We start from the raw sequence: 4,901 nt of genomic DNA, 5'->3' as shown, positions 1-4,901 counted from the left end.
TTAGCAAGTTTTCCCTTTTTGTGTTATAATATTAGGGATTGAAATGAAAACGGAGAATGAGAAAATATGGCTTTAACAGCAGGTATCGTTGGTTTGCCAAACGTTGGTAAATCAACACTATTTAATGCAATTACAAAAGCAGGAGCAGAGGCTGCAAACTATCCATTTGCGACGATTGATCCAAACGTTGGAATGGTAGAAGTTCCAGATGAACGCCTACAAAAACTAACTGAAATGATCACACCTAAAAAAACAGTTCCAACAACATTTGAATTTACAGATATTGCAGGGATTGTAAAAGGAGCTTCAAAAGGAGAAGGGCTAGGGAATAAATTCTTGGCTAATATCCGTGAAGTAGACGCGATTGTTCACGTAGTTCGTGCTTTTGATGATGAAAATGTGATGCGCGAGCAAGGACGTGAAGACGCCTTTGTAGATCCACTTGCAGATATTGATACTATTAACCTGGAGTTGATTCTTGCTGACTTAGAATCAGTTAATAAGCGTTATGCGCGTGTAGAAAAGATGGCACGTACGCAAAAAGATAAAGAATCAGTAGCTGAGTTTAATGTTCTTCAAAAGATTAAACCAGTCCTAGAAGATGGAAAATCAGCTCGAACTATTGAATTTACAGATGAAGAACAAAAAGTTGTCAAAGGTCTCTTCCTTTTGACGACTAAACCAGTTCTTTATGTAGCGAATGTAGATGAAGATGTAGTTTCAGATCCAGATTCTATCGACTATGTCAAACAAATTCGTGAATTTGCAGCGACAGAAAATGCTGAAGTAGTCGTTATTTCTGCGCGTGCTGAGGAAGAAATTTCTGAGTTAGACGATGAAGACAAGAAAGAATTTCTTGAAGCACTTGGATTGACAGAATCAGGCGTTGACAAGTTGACTCGTGCAGCTTACCATTTGCTTGGACTGGGAACTTATTTCACAGCTGGTGAAAAAGAAGTTCGCGCTTGGACCTTCAAACGTGGTATGAAGGCTCCTCAAGCAGCTGGTATTATCCACTCAGACTTTGAAAAAGGCTTTATCCGTGCAGTAACAATGTCATATGAGGATCTAGTGAAATACGGATCTGAAAAGGCTGTAAAAGAAGCTGGACGCTTGCGTGAAGAAGGAAAAGAATATATCGTTCAAGATGGCGATATTATGGAATTCCGCTTTAATGTCTAAAGAAATTAATGAATAGTGTCAATTAGGTTGGAAAAAAATTCCAACCCTTTTGGCTTTTGAAAGGAAAAATAAATGACCAAATTACTTGTAGGATTAGGAAATCCAGGGGATAAATATTTTGAAACAAAACACAATGTTGGATTTATGTTGATTGACCAACTAGCGAAGCAACAGAATGTCACTTTTACACATGATAAGATATTTCAAGCTGACCTAGCATCCTTTTTCCTAAATGGAGAAAAAATTTATCTTGTCAAACCAACGACATTTATGAATGAAAGTGGAAAAGCGGTTCATGCTTTATTAACTTATTATGGTTTGGATATTGAAGATTTACTCATCATTTACGATGACCTTGACATGGAAGTTGGAAAGATTCGCTTAAGAGCAAAGGGATCCGCAGGTGGTCATAATGGTATCAAGTCTATTATTCAACATATTGGAACCCAGACATTTAATCGTGTTAAGATTGGAATCGGAAGACCTAAAAATGGAATGTCAGTTGTTAACCATGTTTTGAGTAAGTTTGACAAGGATGATTATATTGGTATTTTACAGTCTATTGACAAGGTTGACGATTCTGTAAACTACTATTTACAAGAGAAAAATTTTGAGAAAACAATGCAGAGGTATAACGGATAAATGGTAACCTTATTAGATTTATTCTCAGAAAATAATCAGATTAAAAAATGGCATCAAAATTTGACAGATAAGAAAAGACAACTAATACTTGGTTTATCAACGTCTACTAAGGCTCTTGCAATTGCAAGTAGTCTAGAAAAAGAAGATAAGATTGTGTTACTGACGTCCACTTATGGAGAGGCAGAAGGACTGGTTAGTGATCTTATCTCTATCTTGGGTGAGGAACTTGTTTATCCGTTTTTGGTAGATGACTCCCCTATGGTCGAGTTTTTGATGTCTTCACAAGAAAAAATCATTTCACGGGTTGAAGCCTTGCGTTTTTTGACTGATTCATCTAAGAAAGGGATTTTAGTTTGTAATATCGCAGCAAGTCGATTGATTTTACCGTCTCCCAATGTATTCAAAGATAGTATTGTAAAAATAACAGTTGGTGAAGAATATGACCAACACGCACTTATCCATCAGTTAAAAGAGATAGGCTATCGAAAAGTTACACAAGTACAAACTCAAGGCGAATTTAGTCTGCGAGGAGATATTTTAGATATTTTTGAAATATCCCAGTTAGAACCTTGCCGAATTGAGTTTTTTGGTGATGAAGTAGATGGTATCAGGTCATTTGAAGTCGAAACACAATTATCGAAAGAAAATCAGACAGAACTCACCATCTTTCCAGCTAGTGATATGCTTTTGAGAGAAAAGGATTATCAACGAGGTCAGTCAGCTTTAGAAAAACAAATTTCGAAGACCTTATCACCTATTTTAAAATCATATTTAGAAGAAATTCTTTCAAGTTTTCACCAAAAACAAATTCATTCTGATTCCCGGAAATTTTTATCTTTGTGTTATGACAGGATATGGACTGTTTTTGACTATATTGAAAAAGATACCCCAATATTCTTTGATGATTATCAGAAATTGATGAATCAGTATGAAGTCTTTGAAAGAGAATTAGCGCAGTACTTTACAGAAGAATTACAGAATAGTAAAGCATTTTCTGATATGCAGTATTTTGCAGATACAGAGCAAATCTATAAAAAACAGAGTCCGGTTACCTTTTTCTCTAATCTACAAAAGGGGTTAGGAAATCTCAAGTTTGACAAAATTTATCAATTTAATCAATATCCTATGCAGGAGTTTTTCAATCAATTTTCTTTTTTAAAAGAAGAAATTGAGCGATACAAAAAAATGGATTACACTATCATTCTGCAGTCTAGCAATTCAATGGGAAGTAAAACATTGGAGGATGTTTTAGAGGAATATCAGATTAAATTGGATTCTAGAGATAAGTCAAGAATCTGTCAAGAATCTGTAAACTTAATCGAGGGCAATCTCAGACATGGTTTTCATTTTGTAGATGAAAAAATTTTGGTGATTACTGAACATGAGATTTTTCAAAAGAAATTGAAACGTCGTTTTCGAAGACAGCATGTTTCAAACGCAGAGAGATTAAAAGATTACAATGAACTTGAAAAAGGAGATTACGTTGTTCACCATATTCATGGGATTGGTCAATATCTAGGAATTGAAACAATTGAAATCAAGGGGATTCACCGAGATTATGTAAGTGTCCAGTATCAAAATGGGGATCAAATTTCCATCCCCGTGGAACAGATTCATCTACTGTCCAAATATATTTCAAGTGATGGTAAAGCTCCAAAGCTCAATAAATTAAATGACGGTCATTTTAAAAAGGCCAAGCAAAAGGTTAAGAACCAGGTAGAGGATATAGCTGATGATTTAGTCAAACTCTATTCTGAACGCAGTCAGTTGAAGGGTTTTGCTTTTTCAGCTGATGATGAAGATCAACATGCTTTTGATGATTCCTTTCCTTATGTTGAAACGGATGATCAACTTCGTAGTATTGAGGAAATCAAGAGAGATATGCAGGCTTCTCAGCCAATGGATCGACTTTTAGTTGGGGATGTTGGTTTTGGAAAGACTGAAGTTGCTATGCGTGCAGCCTTTAAGGCAGTCAATGATCACAAACAGGTTGTCGTTCTAGTTCCGACGACGGTTTTAGCGCAACAGCACTATACAAATTTTAAGGAACGATTCCAAAATTTTGCAGTTAATATTGATGTGTTGAGCCGATTTAGAAGTAAAAAAGAGCAGACTGAAACACTTGAAAAATTGAAAAACGGTCAAGTCGATATTTTAATTGGAACACATCGTGTTTTGTCAAAAGATGTTGTATTTTCTGATTTGGGCTTGATGATTATTGATGAGGAACAGAGATTTGGTGTCAAGCATAAGGAAACCTTGAAAGAACTGAAAAAACAAGTAGATGTCCTGACCTTGACAGCAACGCCAATTCCTCGTACCCTTCACATGTCTATGCTGGGAATCAGAGATTTGTCTGTTATTGAAACTCCGCCGACTAATCGTTATCCAGTGCAAACCTATGTTTTAGAAAAGAATGATAGTGTGATTCGTGATGCGGTCTTGCGTGAAATGGAGCGTGGAGGTCAAGTTTACTATCTTTACAATAAAGTTGACACAATTGACCAGAAGGTTTCAGAATTACAGGAGTTGATTCCAGAGGCTTCGATTGGTTATGTTCATGGGCAAATGAGTGAGATTCAGTTAGAAAATACTCTACTGGATTTCATTGAAGGTCAGTATGATATTTTAGTGACGACTACCATTATTGAGACAGGGGTGGACATTCCAAATGCCAATACTTTATTTATTGAAAATGCGGACCATATGGGATTGTCAACCTTGTATCAGTTAAGAGGAAGAGTCGGTCGTAGTAATCGTATTGCTTATGCCTATCTCATGTATCGTCCAGAAAAATCAATCAGTGAAGTCTCCGAGAAGAGATTAGAAGCGATCAAAGGATTTACAGAATTGGGCTCTGGATTTAAGATTGCAATGCGAGATCTTTCGATTCGCGGAGCAGGAAATCTTTTAGGAAAATCCCAGTCTGGTTTCATTGATTCTGTTGGTTTTGAATTGTATTCGCAGTTATTGGAGGAAGCTATTGCTAAACGACATGGTAATGGGAGCACAAGAACCAAAGGGAATGCTGAGTTGATTTTACAAATTGATGCCTATCTTCCTGATACTTATATTTC

Annotated in this window: 3 protein-coding genes; all 3 read left to right on the top strand. The window is 36.2% G+C overall.

The genetic code is table 11. The annotated features are described in order from the left end of the window. The first annotated feature begins 66 nt into the window (after positions 1 to 66). Positions 67 to 1,182: a redox-regulated ATPase YchF gene (gene ychF / locus WKI42_RS09495; RefSeq protein WP_368081795.1), complete on the top strand. Its 1,116-nt coding sequence runs from the start codon at positions 67 to 69 to the stop codon at positions 1,180 to 1,182. Between the two features lie 72 nt (positions 1,183 to 1,254). Next, positions 1,255 to 1,824: an aminoacyl-tRNA hydrolase gene (gene pth, locus WKI42_RS09490; RefSeq protein WP_000163949.1), complete on the top strand. Its 570-nt coding sequence runs from the start codon at positions 1,255 to 1,257 to the stop codon at positions 1,822 to 1,824. Further along, on the top strand, positions 1,825 to 4,901 hold a 3,077-nt coding region (gene mfd, locus WKI42_RS09485), incomplete at its 3' end, for a transcription-repair coupling factor (protein WP_368081794.1).

Origin of the sequence: Streptococcus pseudopneumoniae (genome assembly GCF_038148935.1) — a bacterium.
In the GTDB taxonomy this organism is placed as follows: domain Bacteria; phylum Bacillota; class Bacilli; order Lactobacillales; family Streptococcaceae; genus Streptococcus; species Streptococcus pseudopneumoniae_U.
The sequence above is the reverse complement of the archived record's forward strand: the minus strand, read 5'-3'. Positions and strand labels throughout refer to the sequence as shown.

Coding starts and splice junctions, on each gene's coding strand:
- ychF (WP_368081795.1), top strand. CDS start 67: ATGGCTTTAACAGCAGGTATCGTTGGTTTGCCAAACGTTGGTAAATCA.
- pth (WP_000163949.1), top strand. CDS start 1,255: ATGACCAAATTACTTGTAGGATTAGGAAATCCAGGGGATAAATATTTT.